The organism is Serratia sp. A07 (genome assembly GCF_058725505.1).
The window spans coordinates 1-24,096 of sequence record NZ_JBZXDO010000001.1; the positions used below are offsets into that span (position 1 = coordinate 1).

General features: G+C 57.9%; 25 protein-coding genes. 10 read left to right on the forward strand and 15 right to left on the reverse strand.

What is annotated here, in order from left to right; genetic code table 11:
• Positions 1–115 precede the first annotated feature (115 nt).
• Entirely contained in the window at positions 116–835 is a 720-nt protein-coding gene (gene fadR, locus AC4PR2_RS00005; RefSeq protein WP_025303107.1) for a fatty acid metabolism transcriptional regulator FadR, read from the reverse strand.
• A gap of 243 nt (positions 836–1,078) precedes the next feature.
• On the opposite strand from fadR, the gene nhaB reads away from it, so the two are divergent.
• Both nhaB and dsbB read left to right on the forward strand, forming a co-directional pair.
• Positions 1,079–2,644, forward strand: coding sequence for a sodium/proton antiporter NhaB (gene nhaB / locus AC4PR2_RS00010; protein WP_330112827.1), 1,566 nt, complete (start codon positions 1,079–1,081; stop codon positions 2,642–2,644).
• Between the two features lie 120 nt (positions 2,645–2,764).
• Positions 2,765–3,295 carry a disulfide bond formation protein DsbB gene (gene dsbB / locus AC4PR2_RS00015; protein ID WP_033643335.1) on the forward strand — a complete coding sequence of 177 codons (531 nt, stop codon included), beginning with the start codon at positions 2,765–2,767 and terminating at the stop codon, positions 3,293–3,295.
• A 330-nt stretch (positions 3,296–3,625) separates the two neighbouring features.
• Here dsbB and AC4PR2_RS00020 read toward each other — a convergent pair whose 3' ends face one another.
• Entirely contained in the window at positions 3,626–3,838 is a 213-nt protein-coding gene (locus AC4PR2_RS00020; RefSeq protein WP_060439787.1) for a hypothetical protein, read from the reverse strand.
• A 114-nt stretch (positions 3,839–3,952) separates the two neighbouring features.
• On the opposite strand from AC4PR2_RS00020, the gene AC4PR2_RS00025 reads away from it, so the two are divergent.
• A complete protein-coding gene (locus tag AC4PR2_RS00025) occupies positions 3,953–4,714 on the forward strand; it encodes an aspartyl/asparaginyl beta-hydroxylase domain-containing protein (RefSeq protein WP_084827698.1) in 762 nt (253 codons plus the stop codon).
• Positions 4,715–4,817: 103 nt separating this feature from the next.
• On the opposite strand, the gene ycgN is transcribed toward AC4PR2_RS00025, so the two are convergent.
• From ycgN to AC4PR2_RS00045, 4 genes are all read right to left on the reverse strand, one after another.
• Positions 4,818–5,264, reverse strand: a complete 447-nt coding sequence (gene ycgN / locus AC4PR2_RS00030; protein WP_025159803.1) for a cysteine cluster protein YcgN — start codon at positions 5,262–5,264, stop codon at positions 4,818–4,820.
• Between the two features lie 121 nt (positions 5,265–5,385).
• Positions 5,386–6,042, reverse strand: coding sequence for a fumarylacetoacetate hydrolase family protein (locus AC4PR2_RS00035; RefSeq protein WP_492174781.1), 657 nt, complete (start codon positions 6,040–6,042; stop codon positions 5,386–5,388).
• 58 nt (positions 6,043–6,100) lie between these two features.
• Positions 6,101–7,123 carry a lytic murein transglycosylase gene (locus AC4PR2_RS00040; RefSeq protein WP_330112828.1) on the reverse strand — a complete coding sequence of 341 codons (1,023 nt, stop codon included), beginning with the start codon at positions 7,121–7,123 and terminating at the stop codon, positions 6,101–6,103.
• A 28-nt stretch (positions 7,124–7,151) separates the two neighbouring features.
• Positions 7,152–7,424, reverse strand: a complete 273-nt coding sequence (locus AC4PR2_RS00045) for a YcgL domain-containing protein (protein ID WP_004932294.1) — start codon at positions 7,422–7,424, stop codon at positions 7,152–7,154.
• A 136-nt stretch (positions 7,425–7,560) separates the two neighbouring features.
• On the opposite strand from AC4PR2_RS00045, the gene minC reads away from it, so the two are divergent.
• The 3 genes from minC to minE are packed head-to-tail and all read left to right on the forward strand — an operon-like array spanning position 7,561 to position 9,367.
• Positions 7,561–8,256: a septum site-determining protein MinC gene (minC, locus tag AC4PR2_RS00050; RefSeq protein WP_060423893.1), complete on the forward strand. Its 696-nt coding sequence runs from the start codon at positions 7,561–7,563 to the stop codon at positions 8,254–8,256.
• Positions 8,257–8,281: 25 nt separating this feature from the next.
• Positions 8,282–9,094, forward strand: a complete 813-nt coding sequence (gene minD, locus AC4PR2_RS00055) for a septum site-determining protein MinD (protein ID WP_016927452.1) — start codon at positions 8,282–8,284, stop codon at positions 9,092–9,094.
• A gap of 3 nt (positions 9,095–9,097) precedes the next feature.
• A complete protein-coding gene (minE, locus tag AC4PR2_RS00060; RefSeq protein WP_004932303.1) occupies positions 9,098–9,367 on the forward strand; it encodes a cell division topological specificity factor MinE in 270 nt (89 codons plus the stop codon).
• Between the two features lie 237 nt (positions 9,368–9,604).
• On the opposite strand, the gene rnd is transcribed toward minE, so the two are convergent.
• From rnd to yoaA, 5 genes are all read right to left on the reverse strand, one after another.
• On the reverse strand, positions 9,605–10,726 hold the full coding sequence (gene rnd, locus AC4PR2_RS00065; protein WP_187322488.1) for a ribonuclease D: 1,122 nt from the start codon (positions 10,724–10,726) through the stop codon (positions 9,605–9,607).
• Positions 10,727–10,807: 81 nt separating this feature from the next.
• Positions 10,808–12,496: a long-chain-fatty-acid--CoA ligase FadD gene (gene fadD / locus AC4PR2_RS00070; RefSeq protein ID WP_330112829.1), complete on the reverse strand. Its 1,689-nt coding sequence runs from the start codon at positions 12,494–12,496 to the stop codon at positions 10,808–10,810.
• A gap of 209 nt (positions 12,497–12,705) precedes the next feature.
• Positions 12,706–13,296 (reverse strand): Slp family lipoprotein, encoded by a 591-nt coding sequence (locus AC4PR2_RS00075; protein WP_049271641.1) that lies wholly within the window; start codon positions 13,294–13,296, stop codon positions 12,706–12,708.
• Positions 13,297–13,396: 100 nt separating this feature from the next.
• Complete coding sequence (gene tsaB, locus AC4PR2_RS00080; protein WP_197657920.1) at positions 13,397–14,098, reverse strand: tRNA (adenosine(37)-N6)-threonylcarbamoyltransferase complex dimerization subunit type 1 TsaB; 702 nt, start codon at positions 14,096–14,098, stop codon at positions 13,397–13,399.
• A gap of 79 nt (positions 14,099–14,177) precedes the next feature.
• Positions 14,178–16,094: a DNA repair helicase YoaA gene (gene yoaA, locus AC4PR2_RS00085; RefSeq protein WP_038877150.1), complete on the reverse strand. Its 1,917-nt coding sequence runs from the start codon at positions 16,092–16,094 to the stop codon at positions 14,178–14,180.
• 133 nt (positions 16,095–16,227) lie between these two features.
• On the opposite strand from yoaA, the gene AC4PR2_RS00090 reads away from it, so the two are divergent.
• Positions 16,228–16,572 carry a RidA family protein gene (locus AC4PR2_RS00090; RefSeq protein ID WP_015378124.1) on the forward strand — a complete coding sequence of 115 codons (345 nt, stop codon included), beginning with the start codon at positions 16,228–16,230 and terminating at the stop codon, positions 16,570–16,572.
• Positions 16,573–16,636: 64 nt separating this feature from the next.
• Here AC4PR2_RS00090 and mdtI read toward each other — a convergent pair whose 3' ends face one another.
• From mdtI to zwf, 4 genes are all read right to left on the reverse strand, one after another.
• Positions 16,637–16,966, reverse strand: coding sequence for a multidrug/spermidine efflux SMR transporter subunit MdtI (mdtI, locus tag AC4PR2_RS00095; RefSeq protein ID WP_016927446.1), 330 nt, complete (start codon positions 16,964–16,966; stop codon positions 16,637–16,639).
• The gene (gene mdtJ, locus AC4PR2_RS00100; protein ID WP_004932327.1) at positions 16,953–17,321 is read right to left on the reverse strand and encodes a multidrug/spermidine efflux SMR transporter subunit MdtJ; all 369 of its coding nucleotides are present in this window, start codon (positions 17,319–17,321) and stop codon (positions 16,953–16,955) included. Before mdtJ ends, mdtI begins: the two co-directional genes overlap by 14 nt.
• A 552-nt stretch (positions 17,322–17,873) precedes the next feature.
• Positions 17,874–18,515 (reverse strand): bifunctional 4-hydroxy-2-oxoglutarate aldolase/2-dehydro-3-deoxy-phosphogluconate aldolase, encoded by a 642-nt coding sequence (locus AC4PR2_RS00105; protein WP_060439782.1) that lies wholly within the window; start codon positions 18,513–18,515, stop codon positions 17,874–17,876.
• A 154-nt stretch (positions 18,516–18,669) separates the two neighbouring features.
• Entirely contained in the window at positions 18,670–20,145 is a 1,476-nt protein-coding gene (gene zwf, locus AC4PR2_RS00110) for a glucose-6-phosphate dehydrogenase (protein WP_019452799.1), read from the reverse strand.
• 448 nt (positions 20,146–20,593) lie between these two features.
• Between zwf and AC4PR2_RS00115 the strand changes: the two genes are divergently transcribed.
• The 3 genes from AC4PR2_RS00115 (at position 20,594) to AC4PR2_RS00125 (ending at position 24,066) form a co-directional block, all read left to right on the forward strand.
• Complete coding sequence (locus AC4PR2_RS00115; protein WP_038877144.1) at positions 20,594–21,466, forward strand: MurR/RpiR family transcriptional regulator; 873 nt, start codon at positions 20,594–20,596, stop codon at positions 21,464–21,466.
• A 190-nt stretch (positions 21,467–21,656) separates the two neighbouring features.
• A complete protein-coding gene (gene pyk, locus AC4PR2_RS00120; RefSeq protein ID WP_019452801.1) occupies positions 21,657–23,099 on the forward strand; it encodes a pyruvate kinase in 1,443 nt (480 codons plus the stop codon).
• An 85-nt stretch (positions 23,100–23,184) separates the two neighbouring features.
• Entirely contained in the window at positions 23,185–24,066 is an 882-nt protein-coding gene (locus AC4PR2_RS00125; protein WP_492174783.1) for a leucine-rich repeat domain-containing protein, read from the forward strand.
• Positions 24,067–24,096 lie beyond the last annotated feature (30 nt).

Here is a 24,096-nt window from a genome sequence, read left to right on the forward strand (position 1 = left end):
ATTACCCGCGGGCAGTAAAAAAGAAGCCGCAACGTTATACGTTGCGGCTTCCTCAAAAGCTTAACTGACAAGCATTACGCCAAATGGCGCCCTTTCTTATTTCATGAATACGCGATTAGCGACGCGCTTCGGTCAGATCGCTCGGCATGGTGCCCTGCATGCTCTGCCAAATCGCCCCGCTGTCTTTACCGTAGTTGCGCACGGTATCCATCACCTGGTCGTACAGCTTCTCATGGCACAGCGTGGACAGCTTGCTGTAGAAGGTCAGCGCCAGCTTGCGCGCTTCCGGGTTGGAGAAGTAGTAACGGCCCACGCGGGTGTACAGCCCTTTCAGGCCGTTGAAAATCAGGCCGTAGATCGGGTTGCCGGAAGCGAACGCCAGGCCGCGGAAGATTTCGTAATCGAGCAGATTGAAAGCGTCCGCCTGATCTTCTACCTCGGCGGCCTTCGCCAGCACTTCCTGGGCCTGTTCCGGATGATTGCGCACCGCGGCGCGAATAAAGATCGACGCGATATTGGTGCGCACCGACAGCAGGTTGTCGATCAGCTGCGGGACGCTCTTGTGATCGAGACGGGCCACGGTCTCAAGGATATTGAGGCCGGACGTTTCCCAGAAATTATTCACTTTGGTCGGTTTGCCATGCTGAATGGTCAACCAGCCATCGCGGGCCAGACGTTGCAACACTTCACGTAACGTGGTGCGCGTGACGCCAATCAACTCCGAAAGCTCACGCTCCGCGGGCAAAATAGAGCCAGGGGGGAAGCGATTATTCCAAATACTCTCAATAATGTACTCTTCCGCGAAACCGGCAGGACTCTGCGCCTTTATGACCATGTGTTTGACGTTCCGTTGCGACGATAAAATCAGTAAAAGTAATCAGCTCATCATACCAGATCGTGCTGACATGACATAGCGTGAGCGAAAAACAATAAACGAAAGTGTGCATAAAGTGGCAAAAAACGCGCAAAAACACCGGCCGGCAGAAATTTGCCGCCGTAAAACAAGCTCCGGTTGCGCCCGCCCCCGCCGCATTGTTAGGGTACGTGCTACGACTGATTTAAGGATGCATAAAGGACAATGGAAACAACCCTGCGCAGCGCCCTGCTCAAAAACTTTCTGGGGCAATCTCCCGACTGGTACAAACTGACTATTCTCATTTTCCTGGCGGTCAACCCCTTGGTGTTCTTCTTCGCCAGCCCGTTTGTCGCGGGTTGGCTGCTGGTGGTCGAGTTCATCTTTACCCTGGCAATGGCGTTGAAATGCTACCCGCTGCTGCCGGGCGGCCTGCTGGCGCTGGAGGCGGTGGCCATCGGCATGACCAGCCCGGCGCAGGTCTCGCAGGAAATCGAACATAACCTGGAAGTCTTGCTGCTGCTGGTCTTTATGGTCGCCGGCATCTACTTTATGAAGCAGCTGCTGCTGTTCGTCTTCACCAAGCTGCTGCTCAACATCCAGTCAAAAACGCTGCTGTCGCTGGCGTTCTGCCTGGCCGCCGCCTTCCTTTCCGCCTTCCTCGACGCGCTGACGGTCGTGGCGGTAGTGATTAGCGTGGCCACCGGCTTTTATTCCATCTATCACAACGTGACGTCGAATCGCCCCGATGGCGACATCGGCGATGACAGCGATTTCACCGGTGAAGAGCGCAAGCAAACGCTGGAACAATTCCGCGCCTTTCTGCGCAGCCTGCTGATGCACGCCGGCGTCGGCACCGCGCTCGGCGGGGTCATGACCATGGTAGGCGAGCCGCAAAACCTGATCATCGCCAAAAGCGCGGGCTGGGGCTTTATCGATTTCTTCCTGCGGATGGCGCCGGTCACGCTGCCGGTGTTGGTGTGCGGCCTGCTGGTCTGTTGGCTGGTAGAGCGTTTTCGCCTGTTTGGCTATGGCGCGCAGTTGCCGGCGGCGGTGCGCGACGTACTGAAAGAGTATGATCGCAAAGCCACCGCTGGCCGCAGCAGGCAAGAACGCCTCAAGCTGGTGATGCAGGCGCTGATCGGCGTTTGGCTGGTGCTGGCGCTGGCCTTCCATCTGGCGGAGGTTGGGCTGATCGGCCTGTCGGTGATCATCCTCGCCACTTCCCTATGCGGCGTAAACGACGAACACGCCATCGGCAAAGCGTTCCAGGAAGCGCTGCCGTTCACCGCCCTGCTGACGGTGTTTTTCAGCGTGGTCGCGGTGATCATCGAGCAGCACCTGTTCAGCCCGGTGATCCAGTTTGTGCTGCGCGCCGACCCCGCCTCTCAGCTTTCGCTGTTCTACCTGTTCAACGGCCTGCTGTCGTCGGTTTCCGACAACGTTTTCGTCGGCACGGTTTACATTAACGAGGCGCGCACGGCGCTGGAGACCGGCACCATCGCGCTGAAGCAGTTTGAGCTGCTGGCGGTTGCCATCAATACCGGCACCAACCTGCCTTCGGTCGCCACCCCTAACGGCCAGGCCGCGTTCCTGTTCCTGCTGACGTCGGCATTGGCGCCGCTGGTGCGTCTGTCGTATGGCCGCATGGTGTGGATGGCCCTGCCTTATACGGTGGTGCTGACGGTGGTCGGTCTGCTGTGCGTCCAGTTCACGCTGGAGCCGGCGACCGAGCTGCTGACGCAGTGGCATTGGCTGGCGCTGCCGCCCATCGACGCCGTCGGCCACTAAGGCGGCGCTGGCAGGGTGAACCGACTATTTTTACGCTGAATCCGGCCCAGGTGGCTGGCAGCGAGAAGGAATTGGTTTACACTGCCGGTTCAATTGCTTACTGCATGGAAGAATCTAGATATGTTGCAATTCTTTAACCGCTGTTCACAAGGACGCGGCGCCTGGCTGCTGATGGCCCTGACAGCGTTGGTGTTGGAACTGGTCGCGCTCTATTTCCAGCACGTTATGCTGCTGCAGCCCTGCGTCATGTGCATTTATGAGCGTTGCGCGCTGTTCGGCATCCTCGGCGCCTCGCTGGTGGGCGCCATCGCGCCGAAAACCCCACTGCGCTATGTGGCGATCTTGCTGTGGATTTACAGCGCCTGGGAAGGCGTACAGCTGGCGTGGAAGCACACCATGATCCAGTTGCACCCTTCGCCGTTCAATACCTGCGATTTCTTCGTCAGCTTCCCTTCGTGGCTGCCGCTGGACAAATGGCTGCCGGCGGTGTTCCACGCTTCCGGCGACTGCTCCGTGCGCCAATGGCAGTTCCTGACGCTGGAAATGCCACAGTGGCTGGTCGGCATCTTCGGCGCCTATCTGCTGGTGGCGCTGATTGTGCTGATCGCACAATTTGTTCGCCCCCGTCGCCGCGACCTGTTCGGCCGCTGATCGGCAGACAAACAAAAAACGGCGCCGAAAGGCGCCGTTTTTTTAGGGTATTGCGGTCAAATTCAGAGATAACCCCATTTCAGGTATGTGTGAGGAAATAAACGAGCACAATCAGCACTCCAGCCACGGCAAACAGACGGATCATTTTCATTGTTATACTCTCGAACATGCGGGAGAGCGGCCAAATTACCCAACTTATCGTTTAAAAAGAAGCATTCCGGCTCGGTTAAGCGCGTAATTTACATAACATTAAACTTCTGCGATGTTGGCGGGCAACAACGGGCGGCACCCGCGCTTTCCTTTCCGCCTTAGAGCAGCAATAAATTACCGTTACTTATGAACCACTGCGTCTTTGTCACATTCAGAGCACAATATTTTGGTGAAGTTTGCCCATAAAATCCTTATAGTATCGGCAAAGTGAGTATTACCGATTTCCCTGGTGTTGTTGTGTGTCTTGCCCCTCATCTTTGCAGGGGCTTTTTTCCTTCCTTCCCCTTTATCCCAAGCCCCGCTCACCGTTCGCGCACTAATGATTAAAATCATTCGCGATGCTTTCCTTATGCTAAATGACGTTGTGATTTTCACCCTTTCTTTCGGTGAGCCAGGCCCTGTCTCTGGCTGACTGCATAACGTCAATGACATCAAGGACACGATTCTATGCCGGATACCGCATTGCCCCCTGCATCTCAGCGCCCCCTCCTGCGCCGCCTGCTGCTTAAAGCCGGGAAAAGATTCCTGCGCTGGAACGGCGAGTTTCAGACCCGTCATTCGCTAATCTCGACAACGCCGCAGATCGGTAACCATGAATTTAACTGGGTGGCCACGCTGGAAGCCCATTGGCCGGCAATTCGGGAGGAGTTGGATCGGCTGCTGGAGCATCCGGAAGATATTCCCGCGTTCCACCAAATATCGCCGGATCAGAAACGCATCTCTAAAGGGGATAACTGGAAAACCTTCGGGCTGTTTGTCTACGGGCAGCGGGTTGATGAGAACTGCGCCATTTGCCCGCGCACCGCACAGGCGGTCAGCGAGATCCCCGGCATGCGCACCGCGATGTTTTCGATCCTTAAACCGCACTATCACATCGTGCCCCACAAGGGCCCGACCCGTGCCGTGGTGCGTGCGCACCTGGGGTTGATCGTGCCAAAGGATCGGGAAAAGCTGTGGATCCGCGTTGACGATCAGATCCTGCACTGGGATGAGGGCAAGGTGATTCTGTTTGATGATTCCTACGAGCACGAGGTTCGCAACGACACCGACGAGCTGCGTGCGGTGCTGTTTCTCGATATCGACCGGCCGATGGACAAGGTGGGTACGGCGGTGAATAAACTGCTGTTCAGCCTGATCAAAGCCAGCCCGTATGTGAAGCAGCCGCTGAAAAATCTGGCTAACTGGCATCGCCGCGATAAAAAAGCGTGAAGTGGCGGTTATGCCATAACCCCACGCCCGTTGGTAGCGCGCCAGATAGCGCAGAGAGCGGAATGTCTGAATACGCCACCCTCTTGCTGCCCAAGGGGTGACGTTACCTGGCCCAGTCCGGCTTGTTGAGGATATGATCCTGCCAGTCCACGACTTCGCTCTCGCGCACCGCGATATGCCGCACCGTGATGCGCTCGCCGTGCATCGCCGCCTTGGAGCCACTCAGCAGCGGGTGCCAAGGGAATAGCGGTTTGCCTTCACCGATCAGGCGATAGGCGCAGGTCGGCGGCAACCAATCGAAGGTCGTGAGGTTCTCGCGCGTCAGTTTGATGCAGTCCTCTTCCAGCTCGAAGCGCCGCTCATAGTTACGGCATTGGCAGGATTTGATGTTGAGCTGGTTGCAGGCTACGTTGGTAAAATAAATCTCGTCGGTATCTTCGTCGATCAGCTTATTCAAACAGCATTGCCCGCACCCGTCGCACAGCGATTCCCACTCTTGTTCTGACATTTCCGCCAGCGTTTTCTGTTGCCAAAAAGCGAGTTGTGACATGTTAGCGTCCGGTTTCGGTAAATGGATAAGTCACCTGCGCACAGGTTCGAGGGGGGACTATATAGACATTTTAGCCACAAGATGCAAGCTTTGCCGCCGACGGCGCCGGCGGCAAGAGAGATCAGATCACGCGGGTGCTGAGCGTTTTGCCGTTCAGGCTGATTTTCAGCATGTCGCCGGAGGCCATCGGGCCCACGCCCTGCGGCGTGCCGGTCAGAATGATGTCGCCGGCGCGCAGCGTGAAGAAACGGCTCATGTAGCTGATAAGCGGCAGGATCGGCGTGATCATGTCACGCGTATTACCCTGCTGGCGCAGTTGATCGTTAACGGTCAGCGACAGCTCGGCATTTTGCGGATCGCCGAATTCCGCCACCGGGATAAACCCCGACATCGGGCAGGAACCGTCGAAGGCCTTGGCCTTTTCCCAAGGCTGACCGGCTTTTTTAAAGCCCGCCTGCAGATCGCGCAGCGTCAGATCGAGCGCCACACCGTAGCCAGCGATCGCCCGCGCAACGCGGTCTTCGTTGGCCTGTTTCAACGGCGTGCCGATCAGTACCGCCAGCTCCACCTCATGATGCACCGCACCGAACTCTTTGGGGATGGCCACCGGCTGGCGAATATCGCACAGCGCCGTTTCCGGTTTGATGAACACCACCGGCTCGACGGAAACCGCGCTGCCCAATTCCTTGATGTGATCGGCGTAGTTACTGCCGACGCAGACCACCTTGTTCACCGGGAAATCGAGCAGCGAACCCTGCCAGTCTCTATGTTGATACATACCGCTTCTCCCAAACTGTAGAGGCTTGGCGCGCCAAGCCGATTATTGGTGTGCCGGATCAATGCCCGATCGCGTCCGCCATCATACCCACGGCGAGGGCGAAATAGTAAGAGCGATTCCAGTGCATGAGGGTGCGAAAATTATCATAGACCAGGAACGTCCGCCCCTGCAGATCATCCGGCGCGATGATCCAACCGCGCTGAACAGCGTGCGGCAAGGCACTGCCATCCGCACGACGCACCCCGCGTTGTTGCCAGGCGTTGACGCTGCGCGCCTGCGCGTCTTTCAACCCCAGCTCGGCCCGATTGAAACCGGCGGGCAATTTGACCTCGCGCCCCCAGCCGATGCCGGCCTGCCAGCCTTCTTTGGACAAATAACTGGCCGTAGACGCGAAGACATCATCAATGTTGTTCCAAATATCGATGCGCCCGTCACCGTCGCCGTCCGCCGCGTAGCGCAAGAAAGAGCTCGGCATAAACTGGCATTGCCCCATTGCGCCGGCCCAGGAGCCTTTCAGGGGCGTATCGCCGACGTGCCCCTGCTCGACTATCTGCAACGCCGCCATCAGCTCCTTGCTGAAAAAGGCCTCGCGGCGCCCTTCAAACGCCAGCGTCGCCAGCGCGGACACCACGTCTTCCCGCCCCTGAATCTTACCGTAGGCGCTTTCCATGCCCCACAGCGCGATGATATAGCGCCCCGGCACCCGATAGCGCTCGCTGGCGCGCGTCCATTGCGCCTGGCGCTGCCGGTACAGTTCGCGCCCCTGGCGCACCTTGGCGGGCGACATTACACGCCGCAGGTAGTCATCCAGGGTAATCTTCTGCTCCGGCTGATTGCGATCGGCCTTGATCACCCGATCGACGAAATGTATTTGCGCAAAAGCACGGTCAAGGGTGCTCTGGCTGATACCCTGCTCCCGCGCCTGGCGCTTGAGTTGCTCGACATACGCCGGAAACTGCGCCGGATCCCGGCCGCTCGCCGCCAGCGTCGCCTCCTGTGCCGCCTGCGGTGCGCCCGGTATCAGCACACCGCCCAGCGCCAGCCAGGCGGCCAATACGGTTCTTCTCGCCGAACGTGTCATCGCGCCTCCCCTGGCCGTGGCCGCCGTCTCAGGCCTTGTCGCCCGCCAGATGCTGATTGAGCAGGTTTTCTACCGGCGGCGGGAACTGCAGGTAATAGCCTTCGTCTTTCAACGCCTGCTTCACCTTTTCGATATCCGCCGAGGCCAATTTCTTGCGCTCATCGAGCGAAAGCATCATGGCGAATTGCGGCACGCCGAAACTTTTCATCAGCTCTTCCGGCACACGAGAGAAATCGTCTTTTTTTTCGACATAAAGATAAGTTTGATCGCGTTTCGGGCTTCTATAGATCACACAAAGCATTTTTTTAACTCTATTTAATTGAGGGAGCGTCTTGCCTGGATATAACTCTGACTATAACATGCTTATAGTACATCGGAATATCGCACCCCGAGTGGTATTCCGGGGATTTAAAGTTGCTGAGACTGAGTCAGGATAGATGTCACAATCGCCAATTGAGCTAAAAGGCAGCAGTTTTACCCTATCGGTTGTTCATTTGCATAATTCGCAGCCTGAGGTAATACGTCAGGCGTTACAGGAAAAAGTTGAGCAAGCGCCCGCTTTTCTGAAAAACGCCCCTGTTGTTATCAACGTCGCAACGCTGGATGGCGATGCGAACTGGAAAGAACTTCAACAGGCTGTCGCGGCAGCAGGTCTGCGCGTTGTGGGTATCAGCGGTTGCAGAGATGAGCGTCAAAAGCGCGCGATAGCCCGTGCCGGGCTGCCGCTGCTGAGCGAAGGCAAAGGCCAGAAGATGGCGGCGCCGGAGCCTGCGCCTGCGCCCGTGGCGGCGGATAACGCCCCCGCTAAAACGCGTATCATCAGCACGCCTGTCCGTTCCGGCCAACAGATTTACGCCCGCAACTGCGATCTTATCGTGACCAACAGCGTCAGCGCCGGCGCCGAATTGATTGCCGACGGCAACATTCATGTCTACGGCATGATGCGCGGTCGCGCACTGGCAGGCGCGTCAGGCGACACGCAATGTCAGATTTTTTGCACCCACCTGGCGGCTGAGCTAGTCTCTATCGCAGGGCAGTACTGGTTGAGCGACCAAATCCCGTCCGATTACGTCGGGCAGGCCGTACGACTCAGCCTGTTGGATAACGCTTTAACCATACAACCTTTAAACTAAGCCCTTTTGACAAGGAATCCATTTCATGGCACGCATTATTGTTGTTACATCGGGTAAAGGGGGCGTTGGCAAGACCACTTCGAGCGCGGCCATCGCTACCGGCCTGGCCCAGAAAGGCAAGAAAACCGTCGTGATCGATTTCGATATCGGCCTGCGTAATCTTGACCTGATCATGGGCTGCGAACGTCGGGTAGTGTATGATTTCGTGAACGTGATTCAGGGCGATGCCACGCTGAATCAGGCGTTGATCAAAGACAAACGCACTGAAAACCTCTATATCCTGCCTGCTTCGCAGACGCGCGACAAAGACGCGTTGACCCGCGAAGGCGTTGAAAAAATTCTCAACGATCTCGGCGAGATGGATTTTGACTTCGTGGTGTGCGATTCACCGGCCGGTATCGAAACCGGTGCGCTGATGGCGCTGTACTTCGCCGACGAAGCTATCATCACCACCAACCCGGAAGTGTCTTCGGTACGCGACTCCGACCGTATCCTGGGCATCCTCTCTTCCAAGTCACGCCGCGCCGAGAAAGGCGAATCGCCAATCAAGGAACACCTGCTGCTGACCCGTTACAACCCGGGCCGCGTCAGCCGTGGCGACATGCTGAGCATGGAAGACGTGCTGGAAATCCTGCGCATTCCACTGGTGGGTGTGATTCCGGAAGACCAGTCCGTGCTGCGCGCTTCCAACCAGGGTGAGCCTGTCATTCTGGATGCCGAGTCAGACGCCGGTAAGGCGTACGACGATACTGTTTGCCGCTTGTTGGGGGAAGAACGCCCATTCCGCTTCATTGAAGAAGAGAAGAAGGGTTTCCTGAAACGCCTTTTTGGGGGATAAACCATGGCCTTATTAGACTTCTTTCTGTCCCGCAAAAAACAGACAGCCAATATAGCCAAGGAACGGCTGCAGATTATCGTCGCAGAGCGTCGTCGCGGGGACAGTGAGCCCCCGTATCTGCCTGATCTGAAACGCGATATTCTGGCGGTTATTTGCAAATACATTCAGATCGATCCTGAAATGCTGCACGTGCAATTCGAGCAGAAAGGGGACGATATTTCGGTACTTGAACTTAACGTGACATTACCGGAATCGGAAGAAGCAGCTAAATGATTGCGACGCATTAATTACCCCCTGTATATTTTATGCAGGGGGTAACTGTATGTGCATCCAGTTATTAAGCTTTATCGGCAGCAAAAAAGTGATTTTTCCCTTTGGGACAATTCCCAATTAACTTTGCCGCCGCCTCGTTTAAAGTAAATTCTGGCCAGATTTACCTTCAACGCATTATTTCCTGCCTATATTCACCCGAGCAGAGTTTCCCTACCCTGCCCTGGTGATAATCAGCGATTAATAATCTTTCAGGATGTCCTGCAGCGGTGCCATTAATAGATCGCCGCGCCAGCCGCTGATTAATTCAGGGCGACTTTCGACGTCCTTCAGTTTCCAATGCCAGTTCAGCAATTGGTTAATTTGGCGACGGGATGCCAGCAGTTCGCTGCTCAACCCGCTTTGCTCGCTGACGGCAGCGATCGCCGCCTTGATGTCTTTGAACACCTTCTTGTAGCCCGGCTGATCGATAAGGTTAGCCAACGGCGCCGGCAACTCGGATTCTTCCAGTGCTTCGGCTTCCGCCACCAGCGCCAGCAGCGTTTTACCGTGATAACGGATCTCCGGCCCGCTCAGGCCCAGCGAATCCAGTTCTCCCAGCGAAGACGGCATATAGCGCGCCACCTGCCACAGGTTTTCCTCACGCACCACGAAGTTCACCGCCAGATCGCGCTCGCGCGCCTGGCGCAGCCGCCATTCCGCCAGCTTCTGCAGACAACCGAGCTGACGCGGGCGCAGCTGCCAGGCGTTGCTGATTTCGCGGTAGGCCAATGCTGGTGCCAGCGTCTCGCTACGGCGCTGGCACAGCAGCAGACACTCGTTATTGGCCGCCGCGGTCCAACCGGCCTCTTCCGTCTCCTGCACCAGCTGTTTGGCCATCGGCAGCAGATAGAACACGTCGGCAGCCGCGTACACACACTGCCTTTCAGTCAGCGGACGCGCCAGCCAGTCGGTGCGCGACTCGCTCTTGTCCAGTTCAACCTTCATGTACTCCGCCACCAGCGTCGCGAAGCCACAGGATAGCGGCCGGCCGGTAAAGGCCGCCAGGATCTGGGTATCGACCATCGGCGTCGGCAGCGTTTTAAAGGCGTTGAGAAACACTTCGAGATCTTCACTGCCGGCATGCAGGAATTTCACCACGGCGGTGTCGGCCAGCAGCTCGACAAACGGCTGCCATTGCTTGATCGGCAGAGGATCGATGAGGGAGAGTTGTTCACCGTCGTAGAGCTGGATCAGGCCCAGCTGCGGATAGTAGGTGCGCGTTCTGACAAACTCGGTGTCCAGCGCAATCTGGGCATGCTTTCTCGCCTGCTCGCAGACCTGCTGCAATCCGGCATCGGTAGTGATCAACTGATAATTCAAAACATCATTCTCTTGTAGGATTCAAACACAACAACGCCGGCATTCACCGGCGTTGTTGATAGTCAGGCGCGAGAGCGACACCTAGGCGGCATCGGCCGGCTTCGGTGTTTTTTGCTCATCACGCAGTTCTCGCCGCAAAATCTTGCCGACGTTCGACTTCGGCAGTTCATCGCGGAACTCAACAATTTTAGGCACTTTATACCCGGTCAGGTGGCGACGGCAATGGGTCAACAGCTCTTCCTTGGTCAGCGAAGCGTCTTTCTTCACCACGCAGATCTTCACCGTTTCGCCGGAGACTTCGCTGGGCACGCCGATCGCCGCACATTCCAGCACCTTCGGATGCTGGCTGACCACGTCCTCGATTTCGTTCGGGTAAACGTTGAAACCGGAGACCAGGATCATATCTTTCTTACGATCGACGATGCGCACAAATCCTTGTTCGTCTACGGTCACCACATCACCGGTCGCCAGCCAGCCGTCTTTCAGCACTTCATCGGTGGCTTCCGGGCGCTGCCAATAGCCTAACATAACTTGCGGCCCTTTGACCCACAGTTCGCCGGGTTCACCCGGCGGCACATCGTGACCGTTGTCGTCCACCAGCCGAATGTCCGTCGACGGCACCGGCAAACCGATACTGCCGCTGTAGTGTTTCAGATCGTAAGGGTTACCGGCCACCAGCGGTGCGCACTCCGTCAGGCCATAGCCTTCCAGCAGGTGTTTGCCGGTGGTTTTCTCCCACTTCTCGGCCACCGCTTTTTGCACCGACATGCCGCCGCCGACCGAGAAACGCAGCGTAGAGAAATCGAGCTTGTGGAAATCTTCGTTGTTCAGCAACGCGTTGAACAAGGTATTGACCCCGCTCATGGCGGTGAACGGATATTTGCCGAGTTCTTTCACCAGCCCCGGAATATCGCGCGGGTTGGTGATCAGCAAATTGCGCCCGCCCAGGTCGATAAACAGCAGGCAGTTCACCGTCAGCGCGAAAATATGGTAGAGCGGCAACGCCGTCACCACCAGTTCCTGCCCTTCACGGAACAGCGGCGAATAGGCGGCTTTGGCCTGCTCGAGGTTGGCCTGCATGTTGCGGTGCGTCAGCATCGCGCCCTTTGCCACCCCGGTGGTGCCGCCGGTGTATTGCAGGAAGGCCAGATCGGCATTAATGATGTCCGGTTTCACATATTGCAGACGCCGGCCGCGCTGCAGCGCGCTGCGGAATGAAATGGCGTCCGGCAGGTTGTATTTCGGTACCAGGCGCTTAACGTACTTGACCACGAAGTTGACCAGCGTGCCTTTGGCGGCCGAGAGTTGATCGCCCATGCGCGTCAGGATCACGTGTTTGACCTGGGTGTTGAACACCACTTTTTCCAGCGTATGGGCAAAGTTGGAGACGATGACGATGGCGCTGGCACCGCTGTCCTTCAACTGGTGCTCCAGCTCGCGCGGGGTATACAGCGGGTTGACGTTGACCACCACCATGCCGGCGCGCAGAATGCCGAACAGCGCGATGGGGTATTGCAACAGGTTTGGCATCATCAGCGCGACGCGGTCGCCCTTCTTCAGGCCCAGTTCATTTTGCAGGTAAGCCGCGAAAGCCCGGCTGCGTTCTTCCAGTTTGCGGAAGGTCATCACCTCGCCCATGTTGATAAAGGCGGGCTGATCGGCATAGCGCTGCACGGCATGCTCAAACATTTCGATCAACGACGAATAGCGATCGGCATCAATCTCTGCGGGCACATCTGCCGGATACCGTTTTAACCAGACCTTATCCAAGGTATTACTCCTGAAATCATTACTAATTATCATCGCAGCCCTCAAACTCGCAGCCTAACCATAACAATATTTTAACTCAGCAGACCAGTTCGGGTTTTAAACATTATTCAGGTTGCGATGTACGTCACTAATTGTCGGATATTCCTTATCCCAAAAAACAAAAAGGCGGCCTGAGCCGCCCTGTCAAATTTGTTCACATCAAGCGTATGCTACTCGGTTACGATGGTTTGCACCTGTGCCGGGCCAGGGTTATACCAGCCATAGCCTGCCCCCCAACCGGGTCCCCACGGGCCACCACGCCAGCCCCAGGGGCCCATCGGCGCCGGCGGCATCACCACCTGCTGCACCAGATGCCAGCGTTTGAAACCGGTCACGTTCATCGTCACGAAGCGATACGGCGTCATGCCGATCCGCCCCTCTTTCAGCCCGGTAATAGGGCCGACGACGGTCACCAACTGGCCTTTGAAATCAACCGGTTCGAGGAAGCCGTTTACCGTGGCCAGCAAGCGGCCGCGCGACGGTTCGCCCAGTATCGGCCGTGCACCGCTGTCGAGCGGCACCGCCGCAATCTCCAGCACCGTGCGCCCTTGCTCGTTGGCGACGTTGACCACGGTGCCGCCGAAGCGGGCTTCCGCGCCGGTAAACAGGTTCGGTGCATTTTGTACCGAGGAAAGCTGAGTCACCGGCGAAGGGCTGGAGCCTTTGATCGCATCCGGTACGGTGACGCACCCGGTCAGAACCAGCGCGCCGCAGGCGACGGCCAGCAGCGACAGCTTTTTACTTGCAGTGCGGATTAACATGGTCGCAATCTCCTGAAATGCCTGTAACTTTGACCGCGTTTCATCGTTCAAGTTGCAGGCTTTCGTCGCCCGGCATCAACAACAGCACAATACGCCGCGATTACTCGCGGCCCGGCAGTTTTTTCCAGGTCACTTCATTGCGCAGATAGGTGGGCTCGGCGTTTTCCACCGCCACCGCCAACCCCTGTTGCCAGGCGTATAGCGCCAGCGGCAGCATGTCTTGCGCCTGCGGCAACAGCATTTGGCCGTCGCGTACGCTCAGGGTTGAACCGTTGGCCAGGTCGGGATAGGTTTGCCAGCCGGTGCCGACGTGGGCCCATTCGCCCTGCAGGCGCTGCGCACGCTCCAGCGCCTGCGCCGGCGACAGCACGGCCTCGCCTTCGCTTTCCAACCAGCTGCCGTCCACCTGGCGTTCGAACTGCCCCCAGTAGACTTCCCCCATACGCGCATCGATCGCCGCCAACACGCGCTCCGCGCCGCTGACGCGCCAGGCGCCCTGCGCCATGGTTTGCAGCGTAGAAACGCCAATCATCGGCAGATCGGCACCCAGCGCCAGGCCCTGAGCGATGCCGATGCCGATGCGCACCCCGGTAAAGCTGCCGGGGCCGCGACCGAAGGCCAGCGCATCGAGCTGGTTGAGCGCCAGGCCGGATTCCGCCAGCACCTGCTGCACCATAGGTAAAATTCGTTGCGTATGCTCGCGTGGGCACAGCTCAAACAGGGCGTGGATTTCGCCTTGATTCCAGACGGCGACGGAACAGGCTTCCGTCGCGGTATCGATCGCTAAAATTCGCGTGGACATGCCAACCTCTGGCGGGAATAAAACTGGGTTTTTCATACAGGGCGCGCATTGTAGCACAGCCCCGTAAGCCCTTCATCTTTCACGTGGCCGACGCATCGGCGGCCTGCAGGAAGGCGATGGCCTGCTTCAGATCGCGGGTGCGCGGCGTGGGCGGCAGGCTGTTGAGAAACACCTCGCCATAAGGCCGCATCACCAGACGGTTATCGCAAATCACCAGCACGCCGCGATCGTCGGTGTCGCGGATCAAGCGGCCGACGCCCTGTTTCAGGGTGATGACCGCATCCGGCAACTGCACGTCATTGAACGGGTCACCGCCGCGCAGGCGGCAATCTTCAATGCGCGCCTTCAGCAGCGGATCGTCCGGTGAAGTAAACGGCAGTTTATCGATGATGACGCAGGACAGCGCATCGCCGCGCACGTCCACCCCTTCCCAGAAGCTGCTGGTCGCCACCAACAGCGCGTTACCGGCGGCGACGAACTGCGCCAGCAGCTGCCCTTTGCTGGTTTCCCCTTGCAACAGCACCGGCAGCGTCATGGTGGCGCGGAACTCTTCCGCCAACTCGCGCATCATCTGGTGCGAGGTGCATAAGAAGAAGCAGCGGCCGTTGTTGGCTTCGATTAATGGCCGCAGCATGCGCGCCAGCTGGCGGGCCCCGCCGGGCTGATTCGGCGAAGGCAAAAAGCGCGGCACGCACAGCAACGCCTGTTTGGCATAGTCGAACGGGCTCGGCAACAGCAGCGTTTTGGCCTTGGTCAGCCCCAGCCGTTCGGTGAAATGACCCAGTTGGTCATTGACCGACAGCGTGGCCGAGGTAAAGATCCAGCTGCCCGGCTTGTCGTCCAGCATTTCGCGGAACCGATCGGCCACCGTCAGCGGCGTCAGCGCCAGCACGAAGTGGCGCGAGTTGCATTCATACCAATAGCTGTAGCCCGGCTCCGTCACCGCCTTCAGCCGCTTGAGCCGCGCGCGGTACAGCGTGGCGCGTTCAAAGGCGGCGTCCAGCAGCGCCGAACGCCCCAGCGACAGCTTCATCACGTCATAACACAGCTCCAACGCATCATCGAGCAGCAACAGAGCGCGCTGCACGTTGGGTTCGCCGAGCACGTCGCGCAGATTGCCGCGAAAACCCGGCTCGCCCAGATTCAGGCGAAAATCTTGCGTGCTCAGGCTGAGACGGTCGGCGCTTTTTTGCAGTTGAGCGGCGTCGCGCACCTCGGTGCGGTAGGCGATGGTGATGTCCTTCGCCAGATCCAACAGTTGGCGGCTGGTGAGCTGCTGGCCGAAATACTGGCTGGCGATGTCGGGGATTTGGTGCGCCTCGTCGAAAATCATCACCTCGGCTTCCGGGATCAGCTCGGCGAAACCGCCCTCTTTCACCACCATATCCGCCAGGAACAGGTGATGGTTCACCACCACCACATCCGCATCCATCGCGCGGCGACGCGCCTTGACCACGAAGCAATCCTGATACAGCGGGCAGTCGCTGCCCAGGCAGTTGTCATTGGTGCTGGTCACCAATGGCCAGACGAAGCTGTCTTCCGCCACTTCGCTGCAGGTGCTGATGTCGCCCTCCTTGGTCTGCGACGACCACTTACGCAGCTGCACCAGATCGATCAGCGTCTGCCCCGCCAGTTCGCCGCCGGCCATCGACTGCTGCTCCAGCCGTTCCAGACACAGGTAGTTGGAGCGCCCCTTCAGCAGCGCCAGCTTGCCTTTGTACTTCAACGCCTTGGCGACGGTTGGCAGATCGCGCGCATACAGCTGATCCTGCAACGCTTTCGAACCGGTCGAGATGATCACTTTACGATCGGCGCGCAGCGCCGGCGCCAAATAAGCGAAGGTCTTGCCGGTACCGGTGCCGGCTTCGACCACCAGCTCCTGCTTGAAATTGATCGCCTCGGTAACGGCTTGCGCCATCTGCCGCTGCGGCTCACGCGGTTTGAATCCCTTGATAGCCTGCGCCAAGGCGCCGTCTGTTGCAAAATCGTCTGTCACGCTGTCTCTCTGCCGGTGTCATTCAGCGGTGATTATGCCAAGCCTGCCGCCCGGCTACCACCCACTTTATCGCCGCGCATTTTCATGACCGGCTGTGCTACCCTTAGCACGACTATGATATGGAGATAAGCAAATGAATATCGAAAGAATTGATCCCGATCAGCGCTGGTCCGAGGCCGTGGTGCACAACGAGACCGTTTACTACACCAGCGTGCCGGAAAACCTGGACGACGACGCGACCGCGCAGACCGCCAACGCCCTCGCCGCCATCGATGTGCTGCTGGCGCGCGTCGGTTCGGACAAAAGCCGCATTCTGGATGCCACCATTTTCCTGGCCAACACCGCCGACTTCGCTGCGATGAACGCCGCCTGGGACGCCTGGGTGGTCGCCGGCAGCGCGCCGGTGCGCTGCACGGTGCAGGCGCAGCTGATGAATCCGAAGTACAAGGTGGAAATCAAAATTATCGCCGCGCTGTAAGCCTGAGCGCAGACGAAAAAAAAACCGCAGACGGCTACGCCTGCGGTTTTTTTATTGCCGGCTATCAGGACAGTTTGAGGATCACCATCCCCGTCAGCAACAGCGCCAAGCCAATCCAGCCTTTGGCGTTCAACCGCTGGCCGAACATGATCCAGCCTGCGGCGATGGTGGCGGCGATACCGAAACCGCCCCACAGCGCATAAGCGATCGACAGATCGATGCCCTTCACCGCCTGCGCCAGGGCGCTGAACGCGCCGAGTACCGACAGCAGCGACAACAGCCCCAGCCAAATTTTACGGAAGCCGTCCGACATCTTCAGGAAGATGTTGGCGATGATTTCCAGCACGATCGCCAGTCCCAGGAACCCAATGTGGTACAACTCAAACTGTTGCATGGTTGTCACCTCGCGGGCTGACCTGTTTTCGCTCTTTGCGGGTGCCGGATTTCACCAGCATGATGCCGGCGATCAGCGTAGCCAGGCCCAGCACCTTCAGCGCCGAGATCGGCTCGTCGAACCACAGCACGCTGAACAGGGTAATGAACAGAATGCCGATGCCTTCCCACAGCGCATAGGCCACGCCCAGCGCCACGCGTTTTACCGCCACCGACAGCAACACATAAGACGCGGTGATCATCACGTACATCACGATGTGCCCGATCATGCCGCCATTGACGCTGGCGTATTTCATCGACAAGGTGCCGATGATTTCGGTCATGATGGCCAAACCTAAAAAGATCCAATAAATCATAATTTTTCTCCCAAACGGCGAATAACGCGCGCCAAGGCATATTTATCCCGATTTATCTCGTCGAACGGCCGTATTGCGGCGCGCAAGACGCAGAGATCCCTGGGGATAAACTGACCCAAACGCAAAAAGAATGTTTGCCCGGCTGAACGGTAGCGTGAAGGCCTAAGCCCGCCACCCGCACCGGTTAAGGGAGAAAGACGCTATAGCTCGCTGCACCAGTGATGCTCACTGGCAAGGATCGCAGACAGGAAGAGTTGGCAAGTAGAGGTTCTGAGGGTAGTTCCGTTAATAGTCATCATAATAGTTCTCTATTATCAGCCGCACACCGTGCGATTTGCCCAATATCCTCATAAAAGTAAAATTTTCGACTGAGATATTTTTACCACAGCCAAAATGAGAAAGCAAACTGCCGTTTTCATAAAAAAGCAGAAAAAAACGGGTTAAAAATAAGAAAGTTAATCACGATAAAAATTAAAAAAGGCTCAACGAAGCGTCGAGCCTTGCGATATTCGCGGGTGCGCAAATATGCGCTAATCCCAGGCGCGGTGCGGGTTACAACGCAGCCCCGCTGACGGCGCTGCGCGCCAGTTCAGTGATGCGCGCATAGTCGCCGTTTTCGAGCGCATCCGCCGGCACCAGCCAGGAACCGCCGATGCAAAGCACGCTCTTCAACGCCAAATAATCGCGGTAGTTGTTTGGCGTAATGCCACCGGTCGGGCAAAAACGCACCTGCGGGAACGGGCCGCCGATCGCCTGCAGCGCCTTCACGCCGCCGTTGGCTTCCGCCGGGAAGAATTTGAATTCGCGCAGGCCGTGATCCATACCCTGCATCAGCTCGGAAACGGTGCTGATGCCCGGGATCAGCGGGATAGGCCCCGCCGTCGCCGCCTGCAGCAAGGCTTCGGTCAGCCCCGGGCTGATGGCGAACTGCGCCCCCGCCTCGGTCACCTCCCGCAGCTGCTGCGGATTGATCACCGTACCGGCGCCGATGATGGCCTCCGGCACCTCGTTGGCAATAGCGCGGATAGCCTCCAGCCCGCAGGCGGTGCGCAGCGTCACCTCCAGCACCCGCACGCCGCCGGCAACCAGCGCTTTCGCCAGCGGCACCGCCTGCTCCAGCTTGTTGATCACGATAACAGGCACCACCGGCCCCGCCGTCAGGATCTGCTCGGCGCTGGTTTTCCAGTTTTTCATCGTTATTTCTCCATTACTCGCGGTTAACAATGGCACGCCCCTGCCACAGGGCTCCGCGCAAATGCGCGGACGTCCGGCCGTACCGTAAGTGATGTGGCCCACGCGCAGATCGCAGGCAAAAAAAAGCCGGCAGACAGGCTGCCGGCATTGCGCATTACTCGAACTCGTTCCAGGAACGGCCGTCGCGGGTGATCATCGCCACCGAGGCCACCGGCCCCCAGGTGCCCGCCTGATAAGGCTTAGGCGCCTCGTTGTCGGCTTTCCATGCGTCCATGATGGAGTCGACCCACTTCCAGGCTTCTTCCACTTCATCGCGGCGCACGAACAGCGCCTGAATGCCGCGCATGGTCTCCAGCAGCAGGCGCTCGTAGGCGTCCGCCACGTGCTCCTGGTTGAAGGTTTCCGAGAAGCTCAGGTCCAGCTTGGTGGTCTGCAGACGGTGCTTGTGATCCAGCCCCGGCACCTTGTTCAACACCTGAATTTCGATGCCTTCGTCCGGCTGCAGGCGGATGGTCAGCTTGTTCTGCGGCAGCTGCTGGTAAGAATCGCTGAACAGGTTAAGCGGCGGGTTTTTGAAGTACACCACCACTTCCGAGCATTTGGTCGGCAGACGTTTACCGGTACGCAGGTAGAACGGCACCCCGGCCCACTGCCAGTTGTCGATATCCACGCGGATGGAGACGAAGGTTTCGGTGCTGCTGCTCTTGTTCGCCCCTTCCTCTTCCAGATAACCCGGCACTTTCTTGCCCTGGACAAAACCGGCGGTGTACTGACCGCGCACGGTGGTTTCCCGTACATTGGTCTGATCGATACGGCGCAGCGAGCGCAGTACCTTCACCTTCTCGTCGCGGATACGGTCGGTGGTCAGATCCGCCGGCGGCGACATGGCGATCATGGTCAGGATCTGCAGCAGGTGGTTCTGGATCATGTCGCGCATCTGGCCGGCCTGGTCGAAGTAACCCCAACGCCCTTCGATACCCACCTCTTCCGCCACGGTGATCTGCACCGAATCGATGGTGCGGTTATCCCAGTTGGATGCGAACAGCGAGTTGGCGAAACGCAGCGCCAACAGGTTCAGCACCGTCTCTTTGCCGAGATAGTGGTCGATGCGGTAAACCTGGGATTCGTTGAAGTACTCCGCCACCTGATCGTTGATCACGCGGGAGGACGCCAGATCGGTGCCCAACGGTTTTTCCATCACCACGCGCGCCGGCTCATGGTTCAGCTTGGCTTCGCCCAACCCTTTGCAGATGGCGCCGAAGGTGCTTGGCGGCATGGCGAAGTAGTTGATGGTGGTGCGGTGTTTCTGATCCAGCATTTTACCCAGTTTGGTAAAGTTCTTGCTGTCGTTGACGTCCAGATTACAGAAGTCCAGGCGTGCGCTCAGCGTGGCCCAGAGTTCGTCATCCAGTTTTTCTTTCATGAAGGTGCCAAGCGCTTCCTTGACCACTTCGGTATAGGCTTTTTTATCCCACTCCGCGCGGCCGACGCCGATGATCCGCGTATCCGGGTGGATGTGTCCGGCTTTCTCTAACTGGTACAGGGAAGGCAGCAGCTTACGGCGCGCCAAATCACCTTTCGCGCCGAAAATAACCAGGTCACACGCCTGGGCTGTAGAGGTTACCGCCATGTTCATCTCCTCGTTGCAGGATATTTGTAATTTTCTTACATTACTAATGTACTCTGTTTGACTACGGCCAGCAAACCCGGTGCAGAAGCAGGAAAAAAGACCTCAAGATTCCAGCGGTAGCGCCAATGCGCGCCAGAGCCCGCACAGGCGGGCAAAACTGTAATTTTTCGTCTTTTTTGACGCTCTGTTACCATTATGAAAGTTAGACACAGGTCATATTCTGGTGAAAAAAGCCTGCATACGCCCTGTCGAGACTGCCAACGGTTACCAGCACGTAGTATATTTTCACTAAACCGGCATTGATTTCTCCTTTGTTTGAAATCGACATACCCTATCGATTCCAGGTTACAGCCGCTCGTTTGGCGTCTGCATGCGCGGCGAACACGGGCGAAATTCGGCGCTGTTGCTTGAAAGCCACAGGGATAAAACCATGAGTGACTCTCGTTATATGAATACGCTGGACAAAATCCAGAGCCATCTGGAACTCCTGAGCAAATCTGAAAGGAAAGTCGCCGAGGTGATCCTGGCCTCCCCACAGACCGCCATTCACTCCAGCATTGCCACGCTGGCGCGCATGGCCGACGTCAGCGAACCTACCGTCAACCGTTTTTGCCGCCGCCTTGATACCAAAGGCTTTCCCGATTTCAAACTGCACCTCGCTCAAAGCCTGGCTAACGGCACGCCCTACGTAAACCGTAACGTTGAGGAAGACGACAGCGTCGATTCCTATACCAGCAAGATCTTCGAATCGGTCATGGCCAGCCTGGATACAGTAAAGGCAAATTTGGATATTGCCGCAATCAATCGTGCGGTTGACCTGCTCACCCAGGCAAAAAAGATCTCTTTCTTCGGCCTGGGCGCCTCCGCGGCGGTGGCGCACGACGCGATGAACAAATTTTTCCGCTTCAATATCCCGGTGGTCTACTTCGATGACATCGTCATGCAACGCATGAGCTGCATGAACTCCGGCGAAGGGGACGTGGTGGTGTTGATCTCACACACCGGCCGCACCAAGAATCTGGTGGAGATGGCCCACCTGGCGCGAGAAAACGACGCCACGGTATTGGCTATCACCTCGCGCGACACCCCGCTCGCTCAGGCGGCGACCCTCCCTTTGCTGCTCGATGTGCCCGAAGACACCGACGTTTACATGCCGATGGTGTCGCGGATCGCGCAATTAACGCTCATTGACGTGCTCGCCACCGGATTTACCTTGCGCAGAGGGGCTAAATTCAGAGATAACTTGAAGCGAGTCAAAGAAGCGCTCAAAGAATCGCGCTTTGATAAAGGGGTGGTCATTCCCAACAGTTTTGACTCGTGACCTGACGAAGAAACAATCGCCGTTCAACAGACATTTGAATGACGGCATCAGAGGCTGTACCCTGTTAATATGCTCATGCGGGTAACCCGGGTGAAATATCAGTGTTGTAAAATTACATTTCACGCCTGGTTTCGTTATCCGACGTTTATCGCAACACCAATATTTGCTTCACCAGTCAACGGAGTAATACATGTCCAGACGGCTCAGAAGAACCAAAATCGTTACCACCCTGGGTCCGGCTACAGACCGCGACAATAATCTGGAAAAGATCATTGCCGCCGGCGCCAACGTAGTTCGGCTTAACTTCTCCCACGGCAGCCCGGAAGACCACCAGGCTCGCGCTGACAAAGTGCGTGAAATCGCCGCCAAACTGGGACGTCACGTCGCTATCCTCGGCGATCTGCAAGGGCCGAAAATCCGCGTATCCACCTTCAAGGAAGGCAAAATCTTCCTCAACGTGGGCGATAAATTCCTGCTGGACGCCAACCTGTCAAAAGGCGAAGGCGATAAAGAAAAAGTCGGTATCGACTATAAAGGCCTGCCTGCCGACGTGGTGCCGGGCGATGTCCTGCTGCTCGACGACGGCCGCGTTCAGCTGAAAGTGCTCGAAGTTCAGGGCATGAAAGTGTTTACCGAAGTCACCGTCGGCGGCCCGCTGTCCAACAACAAGGGCATCAACAAACTCGGCGGTGGCCTGTCGGCCGAAGCGCTGACCGAGAAAGACAAGGCAGACATCGTGACCGCCGCCAAGATTGGCGTCGATTACCTGGCGGTCTCCTTCCCGCGTACCGGTGAAGACCTGAACTATGCTCGTCGCCTGGCGCGCGACGCCGGCTGCAACGCCAAGATCGTGTCCAAGGTTGAGCGCGCCGAAGCGGTCTGCAGCGACGAAGCGATGGACGACATTATTCTGGCCTCCGACGTGGTCATGGTTGCCCGTGGCGACCTCGGCGTTGAAATCGGCGATCCGGAACTGGTCGGCATTCAGAAGAAACTGATCCGCCGCGCCCGTACCCTGAACCGCGCGGTGATCACCGCGACCCAGATGATGGAGTCGATGATCACCAACCCGATGCCGACCCGCGCCGAAGTCATGGACGTGGCCAACGCCGTACTGGACGGCACCGACGCCGTTATGCTGTCGGCGGAAACCGCCGCCGGCCAATACCCGGCGGAAACCGTGGCGGCGATGGCGCGCGTTTGTCTGGGCGCCGAGAAGATCCCAAGCATCAACGTCTCCAAACACCGCCTGGACGTGCAGTTCGACAATATCGAAGAAGCGATTGCCATGTCTTCGATGTATGCCGCCAACCACCTGAAAGGCGTTACTGCGCTGATCGCCATGACAGAGTCCGGCCGCACCGCGCTGATGATGTCGCGCATCAGCTCCGGTCTGCCGATTTTCGCCATGTCGCGTCATGAGCACACGCTGAACCTGACCGCGCTGTATCGCGGCGTGACGCCGGTGTATTTCGACAGCCACAAAGACGGCGTGATCGCCGCCAATGAAGCCGTCAATCGCCTGCGCGACAAAGGCTTCCTGGTCTCCGGCGATCTGGTGATCGTCACCCAGGGCGACGTGATGGAAACCGTCGGCACCACCAATACCAGCCGTATCCTGCGCGTCGAGTAATCCACGCCGCAGACGAAATGCCGGCCTGCTCACGTTGGCCGGCATTTTTTTTGCCCTGACACCGCCATAAAAGACGGAGAACGCCATGCTCCACCAACACACTCCCGCAGCGAGCGGTGATGAGCTCGATCTCGACGGCCACGGCCTGACGCAGCTCGACGAGTCGCCGTTAGCCGGCCACGCGCTGCGCAAGATTAGCCTGTACGACAATCAGCTGACGGCCTTCCCCGCCTCGATCTTCCGGCACCGAAATCTGCGGGTGCTGAATATCTCCTGTAATCAGCTCGACCGCCTGCCGCCGGAGATTGGCCAGCTGCAACAGCTCGAGATGTTCGATTTTGGCCACAATCGCGCAAGCGAACTCCCCGAAGAACTGGGGCAGCTGCATCGGTTGAAATACCTCTATCTGAGCGATAACGGCTTTAGCGAGCTGCCGCGCTCGCTGGCGCAGCTGCAGCAGCTGGTTTACCTCAACGCGACCGACAACCATTTACCCGCTTTACCACAGGCAATACCAAGGCTTGCGGCATTGCAGGAGCTGCGTTTATACAACAACCGCATCGGCAGCCTGCCCGCCGAAATCGGGCAACTGCGCGCGCTGCGCGAACTGCATATCATGAAAAATGCCCTGACTTCGCTGCCGGCGGAAATAGCTCAGCTCGGTGAGTTGGAGATACTCGACGCGGCTAACAACGCCATCGCCGAGCTGCCGCTGGCCTTCTGCCGGCTGCCGCGGTTGAGCGAACTGAACCTGCGTTTCAATCAGCTGACGCGTCTGCCGGAAAATATCGGCGAGCTGACGGCGCTGAGAAGTCTGGACCTGCGCGCCAACCGCCTGAGCGACCTGCCGGAAAGCCTCGGCGAACTGAGCCGCCTGCGCAAGCTGGACCTGCGCTGGAATGATTTCACCCGCACGCCTAAAGTCGTCGACATCCTGCGGGCTCGCGGCTGTATGGTGCACATCTGAAGAGACGCCGGCCGGGTTGTGGCCCGGCCG